This window comes from Paenarthrobacter nitroguajacolicus (assembly GCF_051027655.1).
Taxonomy (GTDB): domain Bacteria; phylum Actinomycetota; class Actinomycetes; order Actinomycetales; family Micrococcaceae; genus Arthrobacter; species Arthrobacter nitroguajacolicus.
The window spans coordinates 593,434-619,353 of sequence record NZ_CP073234.1 but is presented as its reverse complement, the minus strand read 5'-3'; the positions used below and the strand labels follow the sequence as shown (position 1 = coordinate 619,353).

Below are 25,920 nucleotides of genomic sequence, written 5' to 3'. Positions count from 1 at the left end.
TCAGAATTACATGCGCTGCGGTGCACGAATTCCAAGAAGACTAAGCCCCTGAACCAGCACCTGTTCAGTAGCACGGCAGAGAGCCAGGCGGGAAGAACGGGCATCGTCTTCGGCGTTTAGGACGGGTGCTGCGTCGTAGAACGACGAAAAACGTTGCGTCAGCGCGAACAAATATGCACAGAGCCGGTGCGGTTCCAGTTTTTCGCCGGCCGTCTCCACTGCTGCTTCAAAATTGAGGAGAGACATGGCCAGCTGCCGCTCCTCGGGAAGGCTGATTACGACAGTGTTTGTCACTTGGCTGGTTCGCTCACCACGCTCAATCAGGGACCTTATGCGTGCCACGGCATATTGCAGATAGGGCGCCGTGTTTCCACTGAGTGAGACCATGCGGTCAAGGTCGAAAATGTACTCGGTGTCATGAGCGACTGAGAGGTCGGCATATTTGACGGCGCCTGTACCAATCATTCTCGCAACAGCTTGCATCTCCTCAGGACTCTCAAGGGAGCTACTCTCGACGAGAACCTTGTGCGCCCGGGCCACCGCTTCATCAACAAGATCGAGGAGTTTAAAGCTCTTTCCGCTTCGAGTCCTAAGGATCTTATTGTCAGGGCCGAGAACGTTACCGATCTTCACGTGGGTTACGTCAGTGGCCGGTGTGAGCCAGCCGGCTTCCCTGGTCAGCTGCCATACCATCTCCAAGTGGTTGGCCTGTGGCGAACCGACGACGTAGACCACCGAATCGGCTTTCAACTCCTGTACCCGGTACTTTAGGGCCGCGACATCTGTTGTTGCATAGCCGTAGCCGCCATCGCTCTTCCGCAATATCAGGGCCGCGGGCTGGTTATCCCGTCCTTTGAAGCCCTCAGGGAAGGCACACAGCGCACCCTCGCTAACGGTAGCAAGGCCGATTTTCTCAAGATCTTCGCACAGCAGGGGCAATTGAGCGTTGTAGGTGCTCTCTCCGGCCAAGTCTTCGTCGCGCAAGGATACTTCAAGGGCAGCGTAGACCTTGTTGAAGTAAGTCTTGGATTCGCCCACCAGATCACTCCACAGGGAAAGGGTTGCCTCGTCCCCGGCTTGAAGCAGCACAACCCGCAATCTGGCGCGGGTGGCGAAGTCTTCGTCTGCGTCAAATTTTTCCCGGGCAGCCTGATAGAAAGCGTTTGGATCCTCCGCCAGTTCATGGGCGTCCTGGCCACTCGATTTCGCATCAAGAGCATGCTCTATCAACATCCCAAAAGGTGTGCCCCAGTCGCCAATGTGGTTCTGCTTGATGACGTCGTTTCCAAGCCAATCCAAGATCCGAACAAGTGCATCTCCAACAACCGTCGTCCGCAAATGTCCGACGTGCATTTCTTTAGCAACGTTAGGTGACGAATAGTCCACAACAACCCGCCGGCCACTGGGATCAAGTCGAGTCGGAATCGACAGGTCCCTAATTTGCTGCTCAATCCACGAATCAGCAAGCACGATATTCACGTAGCCCGGCTTGCTGGCCGTAGCTTCGGCGATCAACGGCTCGCCGCCCAGGGCATCGGCGATCAGCTGAGCCAGCTCCATTGGAGTCATGCCGTGTCGGCGCGACAGGGCAAGGGCGGCATTCAGCTGCAGGTCGGCGAATTGAGACTCACGAACCACAGGGTCTATGTCAGCGGCGGGGAGTCCGAGGATTCCGGAGATCGCTTTTTGCGCAAGAGGACGTACTGCAGAAAAGGGACTGATCACCGATTTAGTCTAGTCACTTCTTCTTCGGAAAAGTGACACATGACAATCATGCCGCCACCTTGGAATAGGGCCAACCGTTCCCGCCCGGTTAACCTCCGCGCCATCCCGCTTCCCTACTGTGATCCCGCTGGGGGGATCACAAACTACAGAGGGAAAGCGCTATGTGCACCGCAGACGAAAACACGACCACCCACAGCCAACGAGTGGAGCTTGCCGACGCTGAGCTGAAAACCATGGGACTGAGCCGCCGGCGCATCCTGCAGTCGGCGGGCATCCTGGCCGCGGGCAGCGCGGCAACGGCCGCCATGGCACGGCCGGCGACGGCGAACCCGGGCGGCAACGACCCCCAACTGAAGTGGCTTGTCGGAGACCACCACGTCCACACCCAGTACAGCCACGACGCCAAGTACATGATCAAGCAGCAGCTCGATACCGCACAGTCCTACGGCGTGGACTGGCTGGCACTGACTGAGCACAGCAACTTTGGCCACGCCAACAACGGCGGAGCAGTCAACGCCAACAAGGAAATCCAGGCGCAACGTGCAGCGAGGCCCGACCTGCTGATCTTCCAGGGACTCGAATGGTACATCCCGGGAGCTGAGCACGCGTCAGTGCTCGTCGCCCCCGGTCCCAATGAAGTGAACCTCCTGCGGACCTTCGAACTGGTGTGGGACGGAAAGCTGAACCAATGGGAGAAGCCAACCCCTGGAACGGCCCAAGTGGAGACGTTCGAGCGAAAAGCAGTTGAAGCCATTGCTTGGTTGGCCAACCAACGGCGCTCCGGCTACATCGACGACGTCGTAGCCCTGGCCAACCATCCCATGCGTCTGGGCATCGATTCCCCGCACGAACTCCGGGCATGGCGCGATGCCGCCCGCGAAGTGATGATCGGAATGGAAGGTGCCCCGGGTGCGCAAGGCTCCGGCGTCAGCCAGTTCTCCAGGGCCGGCGACCAGCGCGGCGAATACACCAACAACCCCACCCAGTACAGTTTTACCGGCTACCCGGCCGACGCTTTCCGGCCCTACGGCGGCTTCGATTGGGCAACCGCAACGGTGGGTGGCGTCTGGGACTCCATGCTCGCTGAAGGCTTGCCCTTCTGGATCACGTCCAACTCCGACAACCACCTCACTGTGAAGGACACCTGGAAAACCGGACCGTATCCGGCAGAGGACCCCTACCTCAGCCTGCCCAGCGAATTCGATCGCTGGTCCGTCACGGGCAAGCGTCCCGATCCCTTTGACACCGGCGAAAAGCAGGGTGGCAGCGACTACTGGCCGGGACAGTTCAGCCGCCTTCATACAGGTGTCACCAAACGCTCCTACACCGGCGTCCTGGAAGCAATGCGCAACGGCCGCATGTGGGTGGACCACGGACACCTCCTCCAGGGACTCGACGTGCGGGTCCGCGAGGTGCGCGGCGCAGGCAACAGTAACGGGCGCAACGGCGTCACCCTCGGTTCCCGCCTCCAGGTAAGGCGAGGTGCCGACGTCGAAATTTCCATCACCATGACGACGACGGACTACCGCAACTTTGCGGGGATCCTCCCGAAGCTCGCCCACGTGGACGTCATCGGTGGCGCCGTAACCGGTGCCGCGGCAGATCGCGACACTTTGAGGGCCCCTGGCACAGCGGTATGGAAGCAGATCGATGTTTCCGGGCGTACCGGAACGTTCACCATCAAGCACGTCATCAAGGACGTGCAGAAATCCTGCTACTTCCGCCTCCGCGGCAGCGACGGAAACCGCAGCGGCGCCGGCTACTACGGCGCTGCCGTGGACCCCGCCGGGCCCATCCGCCACGGGGACAACCTCGGGGACGCTGACCCGTGGGCGGATACCTGGTTCTACGCCAACCCGGTGTTCATCGACGTCGCGTAGTCATCACTCCGATGCTGTGTGCACTTCGCCTTCTTCGGGATCGTCGGCGGACCGAACCTCATTCCGGATGACGCCCAGTTCTTCGAGCTGGGCCGACATTCCCGCTCCATCCGGGGCATAGATCCACGGGATTCCAGGAGTGGGCTGGCCTCCGGACTTTGACCGTCCACCGGCAAGCACCGCCTCACCCGCGGAAAGTTGACGGATCGCGATGGCCCTGACGTTGGCGGGATGACGTTGGGCGAACTCGGAGTAAATGGACTCATCATGTTGTCCGTCGTCGCCCACCAGCAGCCACTTGATGTTGGGGAACTCCTCCGCAAGGCGTTCCAATGAGGTCTTCTTGTGCTCCTGGCCGCTGCGGAACCAGCGGTCAGGAGTCGGGCCCCAGTCCGTGAGGAGCTTGGGACCGGCGGGGTACAAGTTGCGGGACAGGAACCGGGACAGGGTCGGGGCAACGTTCCATGCTCCGGTGGACAGATACAGCACAGGTGCGGAAGGTGCCGTCCTGGCGATCCGTTCATACAGCACAGCCATACCCGGCGTGGGGGTCCTCGCGTGCTCGTTGAGGACGAAGGTGTTCCAAGCTGCCAGGAACGGACGCGGCAGCGCAGTGACCATTACGGTGTCGTCAATGTCAGACACGACGCCGAAATCGGCGTCGTCCGCGACGATCTCCACGGGAGCCTCCACGATTTCTGACTCCCCGGATTGCAGCGTAATGGTGTGCCAACCGGCGTCGAGGGCTACTGGAATACGAGCATCCACCACACCGCCGCGGTCAGCCCGCACGTCAAAAACGGTGCCAGCGATGGTCACGTTCACTTGGGCGTGGGCCACGGGGGCGCTGGTGAAATTGCGCCAGCCGCGCATGCTTTCCTGCAATGGATTTGTGTGACCCGCGGCGTCCCGGGGGTCACTTCGGACGATCCGCGCGAGGACCCGAACCCAGGAAGTACTGCCGTACCCGGTGTAAGGGATGACCGTCTCCACCCGGCCGCGCCGTATCGCGAGACGCGTCTGAAAACCAAGCCACGCGTCGTCGAGCCTCATAGCGAGGTGACGGCGTCCTTTACTCAGCGGCGTGGGGCCTTCATTGTCGACGGCGTCGGACTGGGGGCGCGGTTTCATGGGACGGGGAGACATGCTTCCAGTCTTCCATGGCTCGGCTCCCGAACGCAGTGCTCCCACGTACTGTGAAGTGGAGACCGTCCGAGCAGACCTGGCTACCTTGCGGGCACCGGGCTTGCCTGGACGATGATGTTCTTCCCCCAAAGGTCAGCCGCGTAGCAGGTGATCAGTATGAGGCGACCCGGCACTATGTCCCAGATCTTGCTGTCCCTCAAAGTTTCCTTGTACTCAGTGGTGACCCCGTCCACCTTGAAGTCCAACTGCCCCTCAGCAGTGGTGACGGTCAGCAGATCACCCGCTCTCGCACGGGCGCTGATGTTATTGAATGGGGAGGCGCCCCCTTCCAAGCTGTGCCCAACAACATAGGTAGTGTTCGTCGAACCCACACCAGGCATGCCGTATGGACTAAGCCAATAGGCGTCGGGGGTGTGGGGCGGAACGATCGAATTCACCTCGAGCTCCTGCGCGGTCGGAGTCAGAGGCACTATGCCCTGGTCAAGTCCTACCGCATCGTAGGTGATGTGCAACGGCGGAGCACCGGCCTCCAAGGCAGCAACCTTGTCCGGGCCTTGGTGCTGCGGAGCTGACTCCGACTGTATCGGCGAGGGACTCCTTGAAGACTCGGAGTCCGGAGGGCTGGTTGCCGGTCGGGGCACCGCTGCGATTGCCGAGGGCGTCGCGTTGGGGGTTGTTGCCGGAGTCGGCCACCATCCCGGAAGCGCCACAGCCAGCAGCACCGCGGCGAAGAAGGCGGCGATCGCCCCCTTGCTCCACCGCTGTCCGGCTAGCCCCGCCGAAACATGCCTGCGGCGGTGCCTCGCCCGCGTTACAGCTTGGCGCCGCAAGACACTACTCCTGCTGGCTTCCCCTGCGTCCGTTCATCAGCAGCCGGGTTGCCAAGAAGGCGATGCCCACCCCACCAAGGCCCACGGAGACTGTTCCAAGGATTGTTGTTTGATGGGTGGAACCGGCGCGGGACAGAGCGACTGCGGTGTCCACGTTCGTGCCTTGATTCCTGCCGGTTCCGGCCAGGGGAACTCCCTGATTCGTAGCAGTAGTTGAATCAGTGGGCCTTGTGGCGGGCGCCGCCTGAGTAGAAGTAGCAGTCACGGTCGGGGTGGCAGTTGCAGTCGCCGTCGCCGTCTCCGTAGCCGTCGCCGTCGCCGTCGTCGTCTCCGTAGCAGTCACGGTCGGGGTGGCAGTCGCCGTCGCCGTCGCCGTAGTCGTCTCCGTAGCAGTCACGGTCGGGGTGGCAGTCGCCGTCGCCGTCGCCGTCTCAGTGGGCGTAACCGTCGGTGTTGCCGTTGCGGTGCCCGGCGGCGCGGAGGTTGTGGGCGTCGTGACGCAGGCGGGGGTGGTCACTACGTTGGTGTCGAGGGAGACCTGCCCGTTGCGGGCGAGCAGCCGCCCCTCCACCACGGCGTTGGTCTGAGCCGTAATCGACGTCAGGGCGAGGATGGATCCCTTGAAACTCGAGGCTGTACCCAGGGTTGCCGAGCTGCCGACTTGCCAGAACACGTTGCAGGCTTGGGCGCCGTTGATGAAGATGATGCTGCTGGCTGAAGCCGTAATCAGCGTCGAGGCGACTTGAAAGACAAACACGGAGGCGGGGTTGCCCTGGCCATCAATGGTTGCCCCGCGGCATTGTTGTAAGCGGTGGTCAGATCCGATTGTGCCTGCAGTGCCACCGCGTCTGCCGCGTGAGTGGTTCCAGCGGCAATGCCGGGCGGAAACCCCGTAATGGCGGTGCCCGGGCTCAGGCCAAGGTCTCGCTGAAGGGTGGTTGGTCCTGTGTTGGTCACCGTCGTGGCGGCAAGGACGGAATACGACGTCGCCGTCCCCAAGTTGACGGGCGTGGCTGCGAACGCAGGTGCCTGTTGCAACATGATGGCCCCAACAAGGAGAAGTACTCCTGAGGCAGCTCCCACTGACACGGTTGTGCGGCGACCAGCCGATCCCAACGATGGTGTTCTTGGATTTCTTCGCGCAGAGCTATGGTGCATGGCAGTTCCTTCCCCCGGCGGGGCAAACGCCCCAAAGCAACTGCCCAACAGAATGTGGGGGAGCTATACAGCGGACTGTACGCCCGCAAGGACGGCGTGCCTAGGGCAAGATCGGGGCAAAAGGAACGCGACCAGGAGCGCAGAACTCCCGCTGCCAACAGCCAAAGGTGTATCGCCCCTACTCAGACCATCAGGATACTGATTATTGAATGCAAAGGCGCCTGCCTAAAATCGGAAATAATTACTCCAGAATATTGACAAAAGATGCGAGGCTTAGGCCGGCAGGTGGCTAAACAGCGGTGGTGGGCGCCCTGCCTTCGTCGCCATGTTGCTTGCGGGCTTCAGCGGCCCGGAGCCGATCCAGCCGGTTCATAAGGGGCGCAGTGGTGGCCCCATGCACCACGATGGATAGCGCGACCACCAATCCGATCAGGGCCCAAAGCTCGTGCGCCTCGGCGTCGAAGTTGCCATGGCTCAGCGCGTATGCCACGTAATAAAGGGACCCGATCCCGCGGATGCCGAAGTAGGAAATGGCCAGGCGTTCGCGCGGGCCGGTCTTACCACCCATCAGCCCGAGCCATCCAGCCAGAGGGCGGACCAGCAAGAGGAACGCGAAGGCTACCAACAGCTCCAGCCAACCGATTCCTTCCAGAAGTCCGCGAGCTATGGCGCCGCCAAGGAGCACCAGGATCACCACCGTCATGAGGCGCTCGAGCTGCTCTACATAGCTGTGCAGCACCTGGTGGTAGGAGTGGTTGTGCTCAGCGGATCGAATTGTCAGGGCGCAGATGAAAACTGCGATGAACCCGTAGCCCTCCACCATCTCTGCAACGCCGTAGGCCAGGAAAGTAGCTGCGAGCGCCACGAAGCCCTCGGAGTGTTCTGACAGGCGGAAGCTCTTACCCTTGGCGGCGAAGAAGATCAGGCTCAGAAGCTTGCCGGTTCCGAAACCGAGCAGCACCCCCACACCAATACGCCAGAGAACATCCAACGCAAGCCACTCCCCCAGCCAGGCCTCCGGGGACGCCCCTACCAAACTGATGAGGATGGCCAAATACACAAAGGGGAAGGCGAGTCCGTCGTTCAAACCCGCCTCGGAGGTCAAAGCGAAGCGGACCTCGTCTTCGTCCGGGTCATCTTCAGTGTCTGCAGGTTTTCCCACCTGAACCTCTGAGGCCAGCACAGGGTCAGTGGGGGCGATCGCTGCAGCTACGAGGATGGCGGCAGCCAGACCCAAGCCCAACACCCACAGGCCAAGGAGCGTCATCACCAGGATGCACAAGGGCATGACGATCCCGAGGAGCCGCCAGGTGGTGGTCCATCCGCGCCAACGGAACGGTCTGTCCAAAGCCAGTCCGGCACCCATGAGGGAGATGATGACGCACACTTCGGTCAGGTGCGTCGTAAAATCCCCATACTGGACAGGGTCCGGGTCCGGTAAGTCAGGAAGCAGGGTGAACGCCAGAATTCCGCTGCCCAGAAAGACCATCGGCATGGAAAGCGGCATGTGGCGCAACAATTTCGGCAGAACTGCCGCGGCCAACACCGCGAAGCCTGCCGAAAGGAACAAGATGCTGGGGACTTCAAACACGAATAGTCTTCTTCCTGCCGCGCTGGACGCGTGTCAGAAGCCTAGTCGGCTATGAGGGCTGCGTCGATCAGTACTGCCGCTGCTTGACGCGCCTGCCCGGCGGCATCGGATGTTCCTGCGATGGCCGCAGTGGTCTGGGCACCTTCGGCAAGGATGGCGAGTTGCGGCGCCAAGTAGCTTGGCGCGCCGGCTTCGCCGGCCAAACGGGCAACGTATTCCTGGAACGATTCCTTATGCTTCCGCGCATACTCGGCGACGTCCGGGCTGATGGCTCCGAGCTCGGCGAAGCTGTTGATGAAACCGCATCCGCGAAACGAATCCTGACAAAACCATCCGGCGAGGTAGTCGAAGATGGCGAGGAGGCGTTCCCGGGGCGCCCCGGCCTGCTGCACCGTGGCGTCGAGCCCTTCGGTCCAGGACTCATGCCTGTGCTCAAGCACGGCCATGACGATGCTGCTCTTTGAGGGGAATTCCGCATAAAGCTTCTTCAGCGAGACCCCTGCCGCCGTCCTAAGTTCGTCCATGCCAACGGCCTGAATTCCCTTCGCGTTATAGAGCTCGTCGGCAGTGGCAACGATGCGTTCGCGAACTTCGGAAATATCCATGCACCCATTGTACTTGCATTGAGAACGAACGTTCTCTACGATGGAGAACACAGGAAGAGAACGCACGTTCTCCAGTCGCAGAAAAGGGACAACATCATGGGTTTCATCAAGGTCGGCACCGAAAACACCACGGACATTGAGCTCTACTACGAAGACCACGGGGCAGGTCAGCCCGTAGTCCTGATCCACGGCTACCCACTGGACGGCGGCTCATGGGAAAAGCAGACGGCCGCCCTCCTCAACGCCGGATACAGGGTCATCACCTACGATCGCCGCGGCTTCGGCAAGTCCAGCAAGCCGACCACCGGCTACGACTACGACACCTTTGCAGCAGACCTGAACACCGTGCTTGAAACCCTGGACCTGCAAGACGTCGTGCTGGTCGGCTTCTCGATGGGCACCGGCGAAGTTGGACGATACATCGGCACCTACGGAGAAGCGCGCATCGCCAAGGCCGCGTTCCTGGCATCCCTCGAACCCTTCCTCCTCCAGACGGACGACAACCCAACAGGCGTTCCCTCGTCAGTCTTCGACGGCATCCGCAATGCCGCTATCGAAGACCGTTACGCCTGGTTCACCAACTTCTACAATGACTTCTTCAACACCGATAACTTCCTGGGCAACCGCCTCAGCGAAGAAGCGCTGAGGAATTCGTGGAACGTCGCAGCAGGCTCGTCCTGGTACGCATCGTTCGCAGTTGTGGATTCATGGCTCACGGACTTTCGCTCCGACATCGAGAAGGTCACCGTTCCGTCACTGATCGTCCACGGCACCGACGACCGCATCCTTCCCATCGACTCCACGGGCCGCGAGTTCACCAAGCGCCTGCCGTCCGCCGAATACGTCGAGATCAAAGACGCACCGCACGGCATGCTCTGGACGCACGGCGCCGAAATCAATGAGGTCCTGCTGCGCTTCCTCGCCAAGTAGTAACTAGACGACGGCGGCAGGTCGCCTTGGTTCCACTGGAACCAAAGGTGGCCTGCCGCCGTCGTGCGTTGACGTAGCGCACGTCACGCCCTTATGATTTATGAATCGATTCAAGATGTAACCCTCCTCACGCTGAATGACCACTTTGTTCAGTCCTGGATGGGAAGAGTTCTTGTTCCTTGCCAACGACGCCAGAGGAGTACAGCGACGTGACCGTCACGCACCGGAGGGATCTCAGCACCTCCCCCGAACACGCCACCGGCCCCGAACCAACCACCGGCCAGAAGGATCCGAAGAAGGCCGCGATGAGCGGCTGGATCGGAAGCGCGCTGGAGTACTACGACTTCGCTCTGTACTCACTGGCGGCGACACTTCTGTTTCCCACCATCTTCTTCCCCACCGAGAATGCCACCGTCGGCATCATCGCCTCGCTGGCCACCTACGCCGTGGGATACGTTTCCCGCCCGCTCGGCGCCGTAATCCTGGGCGCCTACGGAGACCGGCACGGGCGCAAGAAGGTGCTCGTTTTCGCGATGCTGCTCATGGGCTTCGCTACTTTTGCCGTCGGACTCCTGCCCACGTATGGACAGGTGGGCCTTCTGGCTCCCGTCCTCCTGGTCATTCTGAGGCTGATTCAAGGATTCGCCGTCGCAGGTGAGCTCGGTGGCGCCAGTGCCATGATCGTGGAGCACTCCCCCGACGCGAAGCGCGGATTCTTCGCGAGCTTCAGCCTGCAAGGCACGCAAGTGGGTTCCATCCTTGCTACCGCGGTACTGATTCCGCTCGCCGCCCTGCTCCCTGACGAGCAATTCCACTCATGGGGCTGGCGCTTGCCGTTCCTGCTCAGCGCCGTGGTAATCGTGGCCGGTTACGTTATCCGTCGCCGGGTGGAGGAGCCTCCCGCCTACCTGGCCCAGTCCGACGACGTCAACACCAAGCGCCGCTTCCCGCTGGTGGACCTCCTGCGCACCCACCCCTGGGTTTTGCTGCGGTGCATCATCATGACGTTCACCAACGTCATCGGCATGGCCACCCTCATCTTCGGCGTCTCCTTCGCCACCCAAAAGGGCTACGGCATAGGCTTCTCCAGCAGCGAGTTCCTCTGGGTGACCCTGGCAGCCAACGTGGCCGCCGTGCTGACCATCCCGCTGTTCGGCGCCCTGTCAGACAAGATTGGCCGGCGAACACTGATGGTGGCCGGTGGCATTGCCGGCGGTTTGCTGACCATCGGCTACCTTTGGGCGATCGAACAGCGCAGCCTGCCCTTGGTCTTCGTTTGCGTCGTGATCGTCCAAGGCATCCTCTTCCAGATGTGGAACGCCACCTTCGCCACGTTCTTCCAGGAGCAGTTCCCCATGCGGATGCGAGTGACCGGCTTCGCGGTTTCGCAAAACATCGGGCTCATGATCGCTTCCTTCTTCCCGAGCCTGTTCACGGCGATCGCTCCCCCGGGATCAGCGAACATCCCCATGGTCATCGGCCTGACCACGCTCGGTATCTGCCTTGTTTCAGCTGTAGCAACCCTTTTGTCCTCGGATACCAAGGGCAAAACGCTCGAGGACCTCGAAACGCGCTGACATACGACGTCCGTGCGCCGAGATCGCCGGAGAGGCTCCAGATCGCTGGGCCTTTCCGGCGATCTCGTACGTTTCCGGCGATCCTGTAGCTAGTCGTTGACCAGCTCTACGGTCTCGCTGACTGGCGCTACCGAGTCACGCACCTTCTTGCCACGGGCATAACCCACGAGTCCCAGCGCCAGGATGCACCCAAGCGTGCCGAGTGCGAAGGCTTCGAAGGTGAACTGCGGGACGCCCCACGTGGCCTCAAAGTCGTACGGCAGTCCGAAGAGCACATCCAGCGTTCCCGGAAAGATTGCAACCCAGGACCCGATCAGGATCCATGCGAAGCAGATGTAGCCGAGGATGCGGAAACCCGTGTCGGAGACAGGAACCTTGAAGGGCCGATCAACGAGGGGATACTTGCTCCGGAGCTTCACAGCCGCAGGGATGGCAAACAGGTAGCTCAGCAGGAACGTCGAGATCGCGATGGAGAGGACCACTCCAAACAGTGCGCTGCTGGTGCCGCTGAGCTGCATGGCCGCCAGCATGAACAGCGTCGCCACCACACCTGAGAGCGTATTAACGCGGATGGGCGTGCCCAACTTGGGGTGGAAGCGTCCAAAAAAGCCTCCGAAGAAGGAGCCGTCTGCCGCGGCCATGGCCTGCATGCGGTCGCTGATGATCATCCAAGCGGCACCCTGGGAGACCAGGATGAAGCAGAAAACTACGGCCGAAATAGACAGCATGATCTCAGCGGCAGGACCAAAGACGGCGTAAACGGTGGCTATTGCTCCGAACAGCCCGCCAATGCCGGTGATCTGGTCCAGCGGTACCACCAGCAGGATGGCAAGGATCGGGAGCAGGTAGCTTGCGGCGGCAATCATGGAGGACCGGGCTACAGAGATGGGAACATCCTTGGCCGGGTTCTTCATTTCCCCGGCGGCACTGTTTCCGGACTCGAATCCAAGGAATGAGAACAGCAGAAGTGGGGTGACGCCCAGGAAGCCGGCAAGTGTTGGCGAGAAGAAGCCCAGGTCCAAACCGTTGAAACCGTGCTGGAGCCCGTAAACCATGGTGACAACAATGAAAAAGGTCAGGAACGCGACCTTGAGGATGGCGCCCAGTGAGGGCAACCATTTGCCGTGCTTCAAGCTGATAATCGCTGAGGTCACCGTGATCCAGATGAAGAGCAGCTTGAAGATGTAATCGGCCGGGCTGCCGGCGTCCACGTGACCCACGTACTCGGACCAGGTTTCCACTGCGACGAAGGCCATGGCGCCACCCACCCAGACGGGCTGCGTCACCCAGGTGAAAAGGGACGTGATGGCTGCAACCACGCGCCCAAACGCCATCTTCGTCCACACGTAGACGCCGCCCTCTTCGGTGAAGGCCCCGCCCGTCTCGGCGAAGATCAGTCCATAGGGGACCATGAACGTCACGGCCAGGATGAGTGTCCAAGTAAAGGTTTCCCCACCGAAGCCGGAGACCTGGCCCAGGACCTCCACTGAGATGACCGCGGCGACCACCAACAACAGGATGTCGAAGCGGCCCAGGGATTTTTGTAGATGCTTGCTTTGCTCTTGCGCGAGCCGCGTTGAGGCTACTGGCTGATCCATGATCGATCCTTTGCTACTGCTTAAGTTTGCTACTGAGCAAGAAGGGTGGGAAGCGCCCCGTTGTGGGCGCGGCTGTAAACGGGCTGGCCTCCAGCGAAAGTGAAGTCGACGCCGATCGCCCCCAGCTCGCGGGCTTCGACGGCGAGAGGATCGGCGTCGAGAACAACCAGGTCGGCGGCCATGCCCAAGCGGATGGCACCACGCTCGGCGTCAAGCCGATTGGCGCGCGCAGCTCCCGTTGTGTAGGCGGCGAGCGCCGCACCGAGGGTAATAGCTTCGGTGGGTAGCAGCGGATCCGTTTGCGAGCGGGTGTCACGGGCATGCGGGTCAGCCGACGGCGCCGTGCGGTTCACAGCTGTATGAATGCCCCACAGGGGATCGGGGCTGGAGACCGGCCAGTCGCTGCCGATGGCGAGGTCGACGCCGGCGCGGCGCAAGGTCTCGAAGGCAAAGTGCACCTGTTGGTGGGCTTCGTCGAGATAGGGCAACTTGGTTTCAACCAGGACCGGATCTTGTCTGGCCCACAGCGGTTGTATGTTGGCGATTGCCCCTGTGGCGGCGAAGCGGGCGACGTCGGCCGGATCAACCAGATCCAAGTGTGCGATCTGGTGGCGCGGGTCCCAGCCTTCGCGGCGCGGCAAGTCCAGAGCGTTGACGCAGTCCCGCACGGCCCGGTCACCAACAGCATGCAGGTGCAGGTCGAAGCCCTCGGCATCCACAGCCCGCGTGATTCGCGCAAGCTCGTCCGGTTGGATGAGGCTCATGCCCGTTTCATGGGGATGGCCATTGTATGACCGGGTCAAGGCAGCGGTGAGGTTTTCGCAGACGCCGTCCACCATGATCTTTACGGCTGTAGCCCGGAAGCGACCCCGCGATGTGGCACGGCGTTCCTTGAAGAGTTCAATCTGTTCGAGACCGTAGTCCCGCTTCCACCAGAGCGCCCCGGTCACCGTCGCGGTCAAGCGCCCTTCCGACTCCAAGGCCAGGTAGTGATCGAAGGAGTCGGGCATCCCCAGGGCTTGTCCGACGGCGGCATCTTGCCACGCGGTCACACCCAACGAGTGCAGATAGGCCTGGGCCGTGAGAAGCGCACGACGGATATGCTTTTGGTCCGGATCCGGAATCAGTGCCGAGACGAGGTCTGCCGCGTGTTCAATGAGCATGCCAGTGGCGGCTCCCGTTCCATCCCGGGCAATGACTCCTCCGTCCGGGTCAGGAGTCGTGTCAGTGATGCCGGCACGTTCAAGTGCACGTGAGTTTACCCAGGCACCGTGCCCGTCATGGCTGATCAGGAACACGGGCCGGTCCGGAACAAGCTCGTCCAGCAGCGCACGATGCGGGAAGCCGCCGTCGAAAACGTCGCCATACCAGCCCGCACCCTGGATCCATTCCGCTGCAGGGTTTGCCCGGGCATGATCCGCAATCAGCGCGCGATACTCCGCCAGTGAATGGACTCCGGAAAGATCACAGCCGAGCATTTGCAGCCCGCCAGCGAGCGGGTGGACGTGTGCATCCTGAAAGCCGGGAAGGAGCGCCTTTCCGGTAAGGTCAACCAGCTCAGTTGCTGGACCACGCCAGCCTGCGGCATCGGCACCGAGAGCCACGATTCTCCCGTTGGCAACCGCAACTGCCTCGGTGTGGGGTTGGAGGGGATCCATTGTATGTACGGGGCCGCCGCTGAAAATCCAGTCTGCGTGGGTCATGTCATTACTTTCCATGGATTTGGGGTTCGATGGAGCTGAATTGGGCTTCTGAATCGAGGCGTATCAGCCCCGGGGCGGTGCGGGCGATCACGATGTAGACCAACGAACTGACTCCAAGGCCCACGAGCCAGGCGATATCAATTCCGCCCATAGCCTCGGCCACCACACCTGTATAGAAAGAAGTGGCCATGAAGGGGACCTGGGCAAGAACGCCGATGGCGAAAACCGCCAGCGCGCCGGCATTCCAGCGGCCGTAGCGGCCACCGTCGGCAGCGTAGAACTCATCTACTGCATAGGAGCCGTGTCGGATGACGTAGTAGTCCACCAAGTTGACGGCAGACCACGGGATAAGCACGTACAGGAGCACGCTGAGGAAGCTGAAGTAGGAGGATGCGAAACTGGTTGCGGCGGTTAAGGCCAGAGCCACACCGAGCACGTGCAGCACCAGGGACGTCACCAGGCGGGCTTTGATTCCAGGGCGCCATCCGCTGATGAAGGTCTCCACCAGCGTCAGAGCACATAGTGCACTGCAGTAGGCGTTCACCGAGTTTCCCGCGGCGGCCACCAAAGCAAATCCCACCAAGACCGCGGCACCGAGTACCGGCCCGAGCAAGCCATGAAGCCCTGTCATCGAATCCACGCCCGTTACGGCGATCCCAACCCCGGCACCGAGGACCATCAACACTGCGCTCGACGTGACGCAGCCCAAGTAGGTTCCCCAAAAGGCTCCCTTGGTGCCTGACTTGGCAGGCATGTACCGGGAGTAGTCCGACACGTAGGGAGCGTATGTCAGCTGCCACACGATGCCGATTGCCAGCATGGCGAGGAAACCCGTCCACGTGAATTCACCGTGGTTCATCTGGGCCCAAAAGTCCCCACTGGCAAGGAGGCCCGCGAAGGACACCAGCACCAGTGCGCCAACCACGTAGGCACCCAAGGCTGTCACCTTCCGGACCAGGTTGTACCCGAACGCAGCGATGATGAAACTGAGGACAGCGCAGCCGATGATCATGGCAGTTCCATTGGCCTCGGGCAGAAGCGCTGCGATCGAGTCCGAGGAAACGATCAGGTTCGACGAGAAGTACCCCACGAACATCAGGATCGCCACCGCTACGATCAGACTCGCTCCGCGCGATCCGAATTGGCCACGGGCTTGCAGCATCTGGGGGACGCCCAGCTGCGGTCCCTGCGCCGCGTGTAGAGCCATGGCGATTCCGCCGATTGCGTGGCCGAGAAAGATCGCGATGATGGAGGCGATCATGGGAAGCCCCAGCAGTGTGGTGGCCGTGGCGCCGGTGACCACCGTTAGGGGCGTCATGTTCATTCCGAACCAGATGGTGAAGAGTTCCCGGGACCTACCGTGCCGCGCTTCGGCCGGTATGGGGGCGATGGACTCTTGTTCGATTTCGAAAAGACGGGAGCGGAGCATCGATTTCATTTGAGGGTGTCCTTAACACAGTGGAAGGATGCTGGCAGATTCTGGCAGGCCTTCCCCAAAAGCCCTTCGGCGCCTAACCTGGTCTGCTGTCTGGCCCAGCGTAAGCTTGTGAACTGCATCACGTAAACCATTGAATGGTGATGCATATCAGCGGATTTCCAGATGAATCGGGTCAGCCGAACTGGATCCACGTTGTCTTTGTCGCGGTGTAGTTGTCGAAGGCGTGCAGGGAGAGGTCCCGCCCGAACCCGGACTGCTTGAAGCCGCCAAAGGGTGTGGTGTTTCCCAGCGCGTCCACGGTGTTGACGGAGACTGTTCCAGCAAGGAGCTCCCCTGCCACGCGATGTCCGCGGGACAAGTTTGACGTCCACACAGAGGCAGCCAATCCGTAGTCTGTGGCATTGGCCAAACGCACCGCTTCCTCCTCCGAATCGAAGGCGTGCAGCACAGCCACGGGGCCAAAGATCTCCTCGCGGTGGACGTCATGATCCACACCCAGACCGCCCAACAAAGTGGGTTCCAGGTAGGCATCCGAGCCCCGGATTTCGCGCCGCTCACCGCCGAAAAGCACCTCCCCTTCGGCGCGGCCGCGCCGAATCCAGCCCTCGACGTCGTTCGCGTGGGCGCTGCTGATAAGGGCACCGTTGCCTTCCAAACCAGCCAACGGGTCTGCGGGCCGGTAGCCGGCCGCCGCCTCTGCAAGGAGGGCTGCGAACTCGTCATGGATATCCCGTTGCACCAGGATCCGTGAATTCGCAGAACAGACCTGTCCTTGGTTGTAGAAGGCCCCGAAGGCGGCCTTGGCTGCTGCTTCGGGCAGGTCCGCCGTATCGGCGAAGACGATGTTGGAGCTCTTGCCGCCTGCTTCGAGGCTAAGCCGTTTGAGGTTGCTGCGACCCGAGGCTTCCAACAGGGTGCGGGAGACGGCGGTGGAACCCGTGAAGGCCAGCGCATCAACGTCCATGTGGTGCGCCAAGGCCGCACCTACTTCCCGCCCTGTGCCTGTAACAATGTTCAGCACGCCATCCGGAAGGCCCGCTTCCGTGGCCAGTTCGGCGAGGCGCAGAACACTCAACGACGTCTGCTCGGCCGGCTTGAGCACCACGGTGTTTCCGGAAGCCAGCGCCGGAGCCAGTTTCCATATCGCGATTTCCAGTGGGAAGTTCCACGGCACGATTGCCGCCACCACACCCAGGGGCTCGCGGGTCACCAGGGCGGTTGCCCCGGGCGGAACGGCCGGTAGTTCACCGTTCTGCTTATCCGCAGCCTCCGCGTACCAGCGCAACGTGGAGATAGCGCCGGGCACGTCAACCGTGGTGGTCTGCAGGATTGGCTTGCCGCTGTCCAGGGTCTCCAAGAGCGCCAATTCATCAGAATGTTGCTCCATCAAGGCAGCCAACGCCAGCAACAGCCCTTTTCGCTTCTCAGCCCCGGACCGGGCCCACGCGGGAAAAGCGCGCCTGGCGGCTGCTACCGCGCGATCAACGTCATTGGCTCGGCATGCAACCAACTCAGCAAGGACACGGCCATCAATCGGGCTGATCGTGGGGCGGGTGGATTCCGTGCTTGACGCTGTTCGGTGACCATCGACGAAAGCCCTTCCATCGATCGCGAGGGCGTCGGCACGGCCGTGCCAGTCCAAGGAGAGTGTGGTTGAGGTGGTGTTCATGGTGGCTCCTGGTGTGGGGGTTTTAGTGGTGGGGATTGAGCTGTGGTGTTGAGGTACGGGCGATGCGCAGGGCCGCGGAAGCAGCCATGAGGCAGAGAAGTTCAACGCCAATGAGGTCGAGCATGACTGTTTGGTGACCAGCTACGGAGGCGCCCTGGTTGTCACCGTGGTGCCTGCCGCCAGGCCCCAACAGCAGGACCAGGTGGAGGAGGATCATGACCGCGCTCATCGCCAAGAGGTGGCCGGCGGCACGTGGCGCAGCCTGCCGGGAGCAGAGCCGCGCCCTCCTCCGAATGAGGGAACAAGCCATGGGAGCGGTGCAGGTCAAGCACGCAGCACCCATCGCCGCCATCCACCAGGCCATGACGCCTGCCGGGCTGCTTGCCGCCGCCGCCACGTGGGCTAGTGCGCTGCCCGCAGCTGCAACGCTCACAAGGCCGGCGGGAAGGGGGACGGTCGTGCCGCGCCGCCAGGGTAGGCGGTATTGCTGGTTCATGGTTCTCCTGGCCGCCGGCGACGTTTGGGTCAAGGACTTTACGCCGGCCTGTGAGGTGGGTAACATCAAAGCGTTGGTTGAACAGTTGTACCATCAAAAATCGACTTCAGGAAGTGCCATGACCCTTCAGACCACCCCCTTGGCCGCAACGACGCAGGCTCCGCTGGGGCAGCATCCGCTTGAGCAGCTCTCGGCACAGGAGATCCACCAGGCCCGCCGGATCCTGGCAGAGGCCGGTCTCGTCGCCGAGACCACCCGCTTCGCCTACCTCGGCCTGATCGAACCGCCCAAGACCGCGTTTCAGGGAGATGCCGCAGATGCCCCTCGCCTGGTCCGGGCCATGCTTTGGGACGCGGCAGAGTCGCGTTCCCTCGATGTCAGGCTGTCCCTGACCACAGGACTCGTCCTTGATACGCGGGAACTCAACCCCGCAATCGATGGCCAGTTGCCCGTTCTGCTTGAGGAATTCGGGATCATCGAGGACATCCTGGCTGTAGATCCACAGTGGAACGCAGCACTGGCCAGCCGTGGCCTGACCCCGGCGCAGGTCCGTGTCGCTCCCTTGTCCGCCGGCGTCTTCGAGTACGGGAACGAGGAAGGCAAACGGCTTCTTCGCGGCCTCGGATTCCGCCAGGACCACGCCGCGGACCACCCCTGGGCCCACCCGATTGACGGGTTGGTGGCCTTCGTGGATGTGGAAAACCGCCGAGTGAACCACTTGATCGACGACGGCCCCGTGCCGGTACCGGAAGTCAACGGCAACTACACCGACCCCACAATTCACGGCGAGCTCCGCGCGGACTTGAAGCCGATAGAAATCACCCAGCCCGACGGTCCCAGCTTCTCGTTGGAAGGCAATCACCTTTCCTGGGCCGGCTGGGACCTGCGCGTGGGATTCGACGCCCGCGAAGGATTGGTGCTCCACCAACTGCACCACTCGCACCAAGGGCGGCGCCGCCCGGTGGTTCACCGCGCTTCCATCTCCGAAATGGTGGTCCCCTACGGCGATCCGTCCCCTTATCGGAGCTGGCAGAACTACTTCGATTCCGGCGAGTACCTGGTGGGCCGGGACGCCAACTCGCTCAAACTGGGTTGCGACTGCCTGGGTGACATTACGTACATGTCCCCTGTGGTGGCCGACGACTTCGGCAATCCGCGGGTGATCGAGAACGGCATCTGCATCCACGAGGAAGACGCGGGAATCCTGTGGAAGCACACGGACGAGTGGGCCGGCTCCAACGAGGTTCGGCGCAACCGCAGGTTGGTTGTCTCCTTCTTCACAACCGTGGGCAACTACGATTACGGCTTCTACTGGTACCTCTACCTGGACGGCACCATCGAGTTCGAGGCCAAGGCCACGGGCATCGTGTTCACGGCAGCGCTCCCGGACAAGGACTATGCCTACGCCTCGGAGATCGCCCCGGGCCTCGGCGCCCCTTACCACCAGCACCTCTTTAGCGCCCGGCTGGACATGATGATCGACGGCGACACGAACCGGGTTGAGGAACTGGACCTGGTGCGCCTCCCCAAGGGACCGGGAAACCCGCACGGCAACGCCTTCACCCAGAAGCGCACAGTGTTGGCCCGTGAATCGGAGTCAGTCCGCGACGCCGATGGCACCAAGGGGAGGGTGTGGCACATCAGCAACCCGGACTCCTTGAACCACCTTGGCCACCCCGTGGGCTACACCCTCTATCCGGAGGGCAATCCCACGTTGGCCATGGCCGATGATTCCTCCATCGCTTCGCGGGCCGCTTTTGCCAAACACCACCTGTGGGTCACGCAGCACGCCGAGGACGAGCTCTACGCGGCAGGCGACTTCGTCAACCAGCACCCCGGAGGTGCCGGGCTTCCCAGCTACGTGGCCCAGGACCGGGACATCGATGGCCAGGACCTCGTGGTGTGGCACTCATTCGGCCTAACCCACTTCCCCCGCCCTGAGGACTGGCCCATCATGCCCGTTGATACCACCGGCTTCACGCTGAAGCCACACGGTTTCTTCGATCAGAACCCCACACTCAACGTGCCTTCCTCTGCCACCGGACACTGCGCTCCTGCCGAGCAAAGCGGCGGCTCCTGCGGACACTGACGGTTTCGTCCGTGCCCACCATTGCGGGAGCGCGCCCCGGCGTTCCCGCAGTGGTAGGGTGCTCACGGTCCCGCCATGGCCACCCGCCCGAATTGAAGGAGCAGCATGCCCCGCTTGGTTGATCACGATGAACGCCGGCGTTCCATCATCGAGACCACGTGGCGGCTGATTGCTGAGCAGGGCATCGAGAACGCCAGCATGCGGGACATCGCCCGGGAGTGCGGCTACGCGGCACCGGGCGTGCTGGCCCATTATTTTCCCAACAAGGACGCACTGCTGCTGGCCTCCTACGAATTGATCTGCGAACGCACCAACGAACGCATCGCCGCAGGCACGGCCGGCCGTCGCGGCCTTTCAGCCCTTCGAAGTTTGTGCCTGGAAATCATCCCGGCCGATCCCCTCACCGTGGTGGAAGCCCGCGTGGCGGTGTCCTTCTGGCAGCGCGCGCAGACTGAAAACGCGCTGCGCGCCGTCGGCAGGGAGGCCCTGTTGCACTGGCGCGGGCTGGTGATGGGTTTCCTTGCCCAAGCAGAGCACGACGGCGAATGCGAACCATTGGCGGACCCGGATGCGGTTGCCGATGAACTGCTGAACGTCATGATGGGTCTGCACGTCACCTCCATGCTGGATCCGGATGCGGTCACTGGTTCCCGTCAGCGCCATCTGGTGGAGCGTGCACTTGCGCGGTTGGCTGTCCGGAAACTGCCGGCCTAGCTTCGGGCCGAGCGGGCGGCGACGATTTGGTGCCGCACCGCCTGCGCTACCGCCCGCACCCTCGCCGTGGGGCGGTGGGACTTCAGGTGGGCCAGAACTGTCTTCAATTCCGGCACATCGTCACGGATTTCGACGGCGGCCAGCTGGCCGCCGTCGTACGTCAACTGATGCTGTGGCCGCTGGTGAAGGATGGAGTAGCCGAGGCCACGGGCCACGAAAGTACGCACCGTTTCATAGCTGGCCGAACGGAACCTGACGTCGGGCTCCCGGCCACCGAGCCTGGCGATGGAGAGCATGAGATCGCGGGTGTGCGGCAAGTCCAGCAGCACGAAGGGTTCACCACTCAATGCGGACAGCTGAACAGTCTTTGATCCCGCCAGCTTGTGATCTGGCGGAAGTGCCACATAGGGCCTCACGGTATCCACCACTGAACTGGCTATCGCTTCGGGCAGGTCGAGGTCGTAGCACAGCGCCAAATCCGCCTGTCCACTGAGCAATGCGGCGATGCAGCCCGAAGTATCGGTTTCGATGACTTCCGCTTCGAGGGCCGGGTGGTCTTCCCGCAATTTCGTCAGGACACCGGGCAGCAGGAAAGGTGCCAGCGTGCTGAAGCAGGCAACACGGATCCGCCCGGAGACGCTTTGGTGCTCTCCACGCGCGTGGTCAATGCTCTCTTCAACCTGGGCAAGGATGGCTTGGGCGTCCCTGACGAACAGCTCGCCGGCTGGTGTGAGCACCAGGCCTTTTGAGCGCTGCCTAATGAAGAACTGCGTCCCAACGTGCCGTTCCAGCTGAGCGATGGCCGCTGAGACAGCTGATTGGGCCACGTTGAGGCGAACGGCTGCGCCTGTCATGGACAGCTGGGCTGCCGCTTCCACGAAGTAGCGCAACTGCGTGAGTGTCACATCCATAAGAAGAGGCTACGCCATTCATCGGAAAAGTCGATGCAATCGTTCTAAAAGAACTGTTGGACAGATTTAGAGCACCACAGGAAGCTGAAGAAGACGAGCACACGTCCAAGAACTGAAAGGCAAGCCGCGACATGAAGCACCAGCGTATCCGTACGTTCAACACGAAAGAGACCTATCCGGAGCAGAACCTGGACAACGATCTGTGCCAGGCCGTGGTGGCCAATGGCGTGGTTTACCTTCGGGGCCAGATCGGACAGGACCTTGAGACCCGCGAGTCCGTGGGCATTGGCGACGTCGAAGCCCAAACGGAGAAGGCCATGGCCAACATCGACATGTTGCTCAAGGAGGCGGGCAGCAGCCTTGAAGACATCGTCAAAGTCACCGTCTACCTCATCGATCCCCGTTACCGCGAAACCGTCTACCGCACCATGGGCCGCTGGCTCAAAGGCGTTTTCCCCGTCTCTACGGGCATTGTGGTCCAGGCCTTGGCCCGTCCGGAATGGCTTGTGGAAATTGACGCCACTGCCGTGCTCTCCACGGGTACCTCGGAGGGGCGGTCATGACATTCAGCATCGCGGCCACAGACGGCAGCGGCAGGTTCGGCATAGCGGTCTCTTCTTCTTCTCCCGCTGTTGCGGCCCGCTGCGCGCACTTGCGCGACGGGGTCGGCGCTGTGAGCTCCCAGAACATCACCGATCCTCGTCTGGGAACAGCATTACTCGACCGCCTGCAGGCGGGCTATTCCGCGCAGGAGGCGATTGACGCCGTCGTGCAGGAATCACCTGCAGTGGATTACCGGCAACTGGTGGTGCTCGACGCAAACGGTGGATCCGCAGTGTTCAGTGGTGAACGTACCCTTGGCGTGTTTGGCGAAGGCAGGGGCCCCAACAGTGTGGCGGCGGGCAACATGCTCGCTGCTCCGGGGATTGCCCAAGTCCTCTGCGACGCCTTTGAAGCCACCGCCGGAGAGCTGGAAGTGCGCCTTATGGCTGCCCTTCGAGCCGCTGTTGCGGCCGGCGGCGAAGCCGGACCCGTGCGATCAGCCGGACTTTCGGTGGTATCCGGACACGGCTGGAGGGACACGGACCTGCGCGTGGACTGGCATGACCGCCCGATCGAGCAACTGGAGGAGCTCCTGGAAGTTTGGCTTCCCCAGCGGCAGGACTACGTAGTCCGTGGCCTGGATCCCGCCGCTTCCATCAGTTATGGGGTTGCCGGCGATGAGCGGTGAAGCACCAACCACCATCACTGCCCCGGCAGTTCAGCGCCAGCGCGTGTTGGATTCCGTTGACGCGCAGCGGCCCCACCTGATCCATCTCTCCGAAACCCTGCACGCCAACCCCGAACTTGGCTGGCAAGAGCATCGTGCCGCCGGCTGGACCGCAGAGTACCTGTCCTGTCACGGCTTCAAGGTGGAAAGAGAGTATCTGGGCTTTCCCACCGCCATCCGGGCCGTCTTCGGAACGGGCTCACGCCGCGTTGGGCTCATGGCCGAGTACGACGCCCTTCCGGGCCTCGGCCACGCATGCGGCCACAACATCATCACGGCCATCTCGTGCGGTGCCGCCGTGGCCTTGGCGCAGTTCGCAGCCGTACATGACCTGACCGTGGAACTGTATGGAACCCCTGCCGAAGAAGGCGGCGGCGGAAAGATCGAGCTACTCAAAAAGGGCGCTTTCCAGGGCTTGGACCTGGCCATGATGGCCCATCCCAGCCCCGTCGATTCCGCCGAGGCCCGCCCTTACGCGGTGGCCCACAACCACGTGGAATACCGGGGCAAATCAGCCCACGCCGCTGCGTATCCGGATCAAGGTGTCAACGCCAACGACGCCTTTATTGTTGCCCAGGTAGCGTTGGGCCTCCTTCGCCAACAACTGCCTTCCGGTACCCGGGTCCACGGAATCCAGACGCGCGGGGGCGAAGCGCCCAACGCTATTCCGGAAAAGACCGAGGGCCGTTGGTACGTCCGTGCAGAATCACTTGCGCTGTTGGGCGAGCTGGAGGAGCGCGTACAACGATGCTTCGAAGCGGGGGCATTGGCATCCGGCTGCGAGTTGTCGGTGACTCCGGAATCGGAACCATACTCGGAGTTCCGCACGGACCTGCGGGCACTTGAACTGTACATGCACCATGCGGAGTCCCTCGGCCGGGACTTCAACGCCCCGCCGGAGCAAGCCACCATGAACCGGGCGTCAACAGACATGGGCAATGTTTCCCAAGTGGTTCCGGCCATCCACCCCTACATAGGACTCGGCTGCTTCCCGGCAGCCAACCACCAACCCGAGTTCGCCGCGCACTGCGTCGGCGACGCCGCCAACCTTGCCATTCACGACGGCGCAGCCGCCTTGGCACTCACGGCACTGGACTACCTGGCACCGTAGCCAGGGAGTCCGGCGTCGTGGGCATTTTCAGGAACAGGACCATGACAGAACAAGTAGTACCTTCTCCCTGCACGGGAGTACGACGAGAGCACGACAGCCTCGGGGACGCGGACGTTCCCGAGGCTTCCTACTGGGGCATCAGCACGCTCCGGGCCGTGGACAACTTCCCCGTCAGCGGACGAACCATCGGCACCCAGCGTTCCCTCATCTGGAGCCTGGGTGCCGTGAAATACTCAGCAGCAAGGGCAAACGAAAGCCTGGGCCTCCTTCATCCGGACAAATCCGCAGCCATCCAAAAGGCTTCCTTGGAAGTCATGGATGGCCTGCTGGATGACCAGTTTGTGGTGGACACGATCCAGGGCGGCGCGGGAACCAGCACCAACATGAACGCCAACGAGGTCATTGCCAACCGCGCACTGGAACTGATGGGTCACCGCAAGGGCGACTACGCGGCGTTGCATCCCATTGATGACGTGAACCGCAGCCAGTCCACCAATGACGTCTACCCAACCGCCATCAAGATCGCCCTGCAGCGGGAAATATCGGGGTTTTGCGACGAGCACGCCCGGCTCATCCAAGCATTTGACGCGAAGGCCACAGCGTTCGCCGGAATCATCAAAGTGGGCCGCACCCAACTGCAGGACGCTGTGCCTATGTCCATGGGACAAGAGTTTGGTGCCTTCGCCGACACCCTCCGTGAGGACGGCCAACGGCTCCTTGAACTCCTTCCCCACCTGCGTGAATCCAACCTTGGAGCCACTGCAATCGGCACCGGCATCACCGCTTCCCCCGGCTACCGGGAAGCTGTGATCAATGAGCTCAGTTCCATCACCGGACTGCAGCTCACCTCCGCGACCAACCTTGTGGAGGCCACCAGCGACACGGGCGTGTTCATGCTCGTATCGGGCGTCTTGAAGAGGGCTGCAGTGAAGCTGTCCAAGATCTGCAATGACCTCCGCCTGCTGTCCTCCGGCCCGCAGACAGGGTTTGGCGAGATCCGCCTGCCCGCAGTGCAGGCCGGGTCCTCCATCATGCCCGGGAAGGTCAACCCGGTCATCCCGGAAATGGTCAACCAGGTTGCCTTCCGGGTGATCGGCGCGGATGCCACCGTAACCATGGCCGTGGAGGCAGGGCAGCTCCAGCTCAATGCCTTCGAGCCTGTCATTGCTGACGCTTTGCTTGAGTCGATCGCCTGGCTCACTGTGGCCTGCCGCCAACTCCGGACACACTGTGTGGACGGCATCACCGCCAATACACAGATGCTGCAGCAACGGATGATCGAATCCATCAGCGTCGTCACCGGATTGGCACCCTTGATCGGATACGCCGCCGCTGCAGAACTGGCCAAGGAGGCCCTCGCAACCCAACGGGGCATTGCCGAATTGGTGATTGAGCGCAGACTGCTTGACCCGCAGAAAATGGAGGAGGCTCTTTCGGCGAGGTCGCTGGCCGGCCTCGCCTGATTCCAACCACCAAAAA

The 25,920-nt window shown here is 62.0% G+C and carries 20 protein-coding genes and 1 pseudogene; 9 read left to right on the top strand and 12 right to left on the bottom strand.

Annotated features, from left to right (window positions below; all coding sequences use genetic code 11):
• Window positions 1-6: 6 nt before the first annotated feature.
• Window positions 7-1,725: an arginine--tRNA ligase gene (gene argS, locus KCX59_RS03160; RefSeq protein WP_179017876.1), complete on the bottom strand. Its 1,719-nt coding sequence runs from the start codon at window positions 1,723-1,725 to the stop codon at window positions 7-9.
• Between the two features lie 161 nt (window positions 1,726-1,886).
• On the opposite strand from argS, the gene KCX59_RS03155 reads away from it, so the two are divergent.
• Entirely contained in the window at window positions 1,887-3,605 is a 1,719-nt protein-coding gene (locus tag KCX59_RS03155; protein ID WP_178996594.1) for a PHP domain-containing protein, read from the top strand.
• A gap of 3 nt (window positions 3,606-3,608) precedes the next feature.
• On the opposite strand, the gene KCX59_RS03150 is transcribed toward KCX59_RS03155, so the two are convergent.
• From KCX59_RS03150 to KCX59_RS03130, 5 genes and pseudogenes are all read right to left on the bottom strand, one after another.
• Window positions 3,609-4,751 carry an App1 family protein gene (locus tag KCX59_RS03150; RefSeq protein ID WP_179017877.1) on the bottom strand — a complete coding sequence of 381 codons (1,143 nt, stop codon included), beginning with the start codon at window positions 4,749-4,751 and terminating at the stop codon, window positions 3,609-3,611.
• 80 nt (window positions 4,752-4,831) lie between these two features.
• Window positions 4,832-5,581: a class F sortase gene (locus KCX59_RS03145; RefSeq protein WP_256870790.1), complete on the bottom strand. Its 750-nt coding sequence runs from the start codon at window positions 5,579-5,581 to the stop codon at window positions 4,832-4,834.
• A gap of 4 nt (window positions 5,582-5,585) precedes the next feature.
• Window positions 5,586-6,622 (bottom strand): annotated as a pseudogene (locus KCX59_RS03140) (ice-binding family protein).
• A 406-nt stretch (window positions 6,623-7,028) separates the two neighbouring features.
• A complete protein-coding gene (locus KCX59_RS03135; RefSeq protein WP_178996599.1) occupies window positions 7,029-8,330 on the bottom strand; it encodes a cation:proton antiporter in 1,302 nt (433 codons plus the stop codon).
• A gap of 41 nt (window positions 8,331-8,371) precedes the next feature.
• A complete protein-coding gene (locus tag KCX59_RS03130; protein ID WP_178996601.1) occupies window positions 8,372-8,935 on the bottom strand; it encodes a TetR/AcrR family transcriptional regulator in 564 nt (187 codons plus the stop codon).
• A gap of 96 nt (window positions 8,936-9,031) precedes the next feature.
• On the opposite strand from KCX59_RS03130, the gene KCX59_RS03125 reads away from it, so the two are divergent.
• Together KCX59_RS03125 and KCX59_RS03120 are read left to right on the top strand one after the other, a co-directional pair.
• Window positions 9,032-9,865: an alpha/beta fold hydrolase gene (locus tag KCX59_RS03125; protein WP_179017878.1), complete on the top strand. Its 834-nt coding sequence runs from the start codon at window positions 9,032-9,034 to the stop codon at window positions 9,863-9,865.
• Between the two features lie 209 nt (window positions 9,866-10,074).
• Window positions 10,075-11,442, top strand: a complete 1,368-nt coding sequence (locus KCX59_RS03120; protein WP_179017879.1) for an MFS transporter — start codon at window positions 10,075-10,077, stop codon at window positions 11,440-11,442.
• An 89-nt stretch (window positions 11,443-11,531) separates the two neighbouring features.
• On the opposite strand, the gene KCX59_RS03115 is transcribed toward KCX59_RS03120, so the two are convergent.
• The 5 genes from KCX59_RS03115 to KCX59_RS03095 form a co-directional block, all read right to left on the bottom strand.
• Window positions 11,532-13,040, bottom strand: coding sequence for an APC family permease (locus KCX59_RS03115; RefSeq protein ID WP_179017880.1), 1,509 nt, complete (start codon window positions 13,038-13,040; stop codon window positions 11,532-11,534).
• A 29-nt stretch (window positions 13,041-13,069) separates the two neighbouring features.
• Complete coding sequence (locus tag KCX59_RS03110) at window positions 13,070-14,743, bottom strand: amidohydrolase (protein ID WP_179017881.1); 1,674 nt, start codon at window positions 14,741-14,743, stop codon at window positions 13,070-13,072.
• A gap of 4 nt (window positions 14,744-14,747) precedes the next feature.
• A complete protein-coding gene (locus KCX59_RS03105) occupies window positions 14,748-16,181 on the bottom strand; it encodes a purine-cytosine permease family protein (protein ID WP_179017882.1) in 1,434 nt (477 codons plus the stop codon).
• Window positions 16,182-16,353: 172 nt separating this feature from the next.
• Window positions 16,354-17,850, bottom strand: a complete 1,497-nt coding sequence (locus KCX59_RS03100; protein ID WP_179017883.1) for an aldehyde dehydrogenase family protein — start codon at window positions 17,848-17,850, stop codon at window positions 16,354-16,356.
• A gap of 22 nt (window positions 17,851-17,872) precedes the next feature.
• Window positions 17,873-18,067, bottom strand: coding sequence for a hypothetical protein (locus KCX59_RS03095; RefSeq protein WP_256871482.1), 195 nt, complete (start codon window positions 18,065-18,067; stop codon window positions 17,873-17,875).
• 397 nt (window positions 18,068-18,464) lie between these two features.
• Here KCX59_RS03095 and KCX59_RS03090 point away from each other — a divergent pair, with 397 nt between their 5' ends.
• A complete protein-coding gene (locus KCX59_RS03090; protein ID WP_179017885.1) occupies window positions 18,465-20,435 on the top strand; it encodes a primary-amine oxidase in 1,971 nt (656 codons plus the stop codon).
• A 105-nt stretch (window positions 20,436-20,540) separates the two neighbouring features.
• A complete protein-coding gene (locus tag KCX59_RS03085) occupies window positions 20,541-21,149 on the top strand; it encodes a TetR/AcrR family transcriptional regulator (protein ID WP_091465085.1) in 609 nt (202 codons plus the stop codon).
• Here the strand turns inward: KCX59_RS03085 and KCX59_RS03080 are convergent.
• On the bottom strand, window positions 21,146-22,060 hold the full coding sequence (locus tag KCX59_RS03080) for a LysR substrate-binding domain-containing protein (protein WP_091465083.1): 915 nt from the start codon (window positions 22,058-22,060) through the stop codon (window positions 21,146-21,148). The two genes, KCX59_RS03085 and KCX59_RS03080, sit on opposite strands and share 4 nt — an antisense overlap.
• Window positions 22,061-22,191: 131 nt before the next feature.
• On the opposite strand from KCX59_RS03080, the gene KCX59_RS03075 reads away from it, so the two are divergent.
• Genes KCX59_RS03075 through KCX59_RS03060 form a run of 4 tightly spaced genes read left to right on the top strand, consistent with a single transcriptional unit; the run spans window position 22,192 to window position 25,904 of the window.
• Window positions 22,192-22,623, top strand: a complete 432-nt coding sequence (locus KCX59_RS03075) for a RidA family protein (protein ID WP_091465082.1) — start codon at window positions 22,192-22,194, stop codon at window positions 22,621-22,623.
• Entirely contained in the window at window positions 22,620-23,291 is a 672-nt protein-coding gene (locus KCX59_RS03070; RefSeq protein ID WP_179017886.1) for a DUF1028 domain-containing protein, read from the top strand. Before KCX59_RS03075 ends, KCX59_RS03070 begins: the two co-directional genes overlap by 4 nt.
• On the top strand, window positions 23,281-24,441 hold the full coding sequence (locus KCX59_RS03065; protein WP_179017887.1) for a M20 family metallopeptidase: 1,161 nt from the start codon (window positions 23,281-23,283) through the stop codon (window positions 24,439-24,441). Before KCX59_RS03070 ends, KCX59_RS03065 begins: the two co-directional genes overlap by 11 nt.
• A gap of 41 nt (window positions 24,442-24,482) precedes the next feature.
• Window positions 24,483-25,904: an aspartate ammonia-lyase gene (locus tag KCX59_RS03060; protein ID WP_179017888.1), complete on the top strand. Its 1,422-nt coding sequence runs from the start codon at window positions 24,483-24,485 to the stop codon at window positions 25,902-25,904.
• Window positions 25,905-25,920: the final 16 nt, after the last annotated feature.